The following is a 443-nucleotide window of genomic DNA, read 5'->3' as shown; positions in this document are numbered from 1 at the left end:
GACCGAGGCTCTCCTCGGTAGCCAGGTCACAATGAAGGCTGAATTCCTCGACGCGACTCCGTTCTTGGCCGGGACGGAGCGCGACGTTGGTGAAGTAACCATCACGGAGATCCTTCAGATACACAAGATGCGTGGACCCACTCTTCGATTCTCCGACGAAACCTACCTCCAGAACGACGTGCTCACTGCGGGACGGATTGACGAGTTGGCGCGGCGAGCACCGTCTCACGACTCGGCGGACTCCTCTTTCCCCGACGCGGAGTCCGAGTGCCGTGACTGACCGAGCTCCGAGCACTTCCACCGCCCGCGAACTGTGAGTACCGGCCAGCAAACGGGGCACTGCCGGTGATTTATATTGCCTCGACCATGAATCGCCACGCATGCCCCAGATCCACCTCGACGAGGAGACGGTCGAGCGGCTGGACACGATCCGGGTCGACGAC

1 pseudogene is annotated in these 443 nt (G+C 61.6%); it reads left to right on the top strand.

The features are described from left to right. A pseudogene (locus EXE45_RS20050) lies at positions 1–280 on the top strand (hypothetical protein); the annotation flags it as partial. Positions 281–443: the final 163 nt, after the last annotated feature.

This window comes from Halorubrum sp. SP9 (genome assembly GCF_005435015.1).
GTDB classification, from domain to species: Archaea; Halobacteriota; Halobacteria; order Halobacteriales; family Haloferacaceae; genus Halorubrum; species Halorubrum sodomense.
Note: the sequence above shows the minus strand (reverse complement) of the source record. Positions and strands in the feature narration are given on the sequence as shown.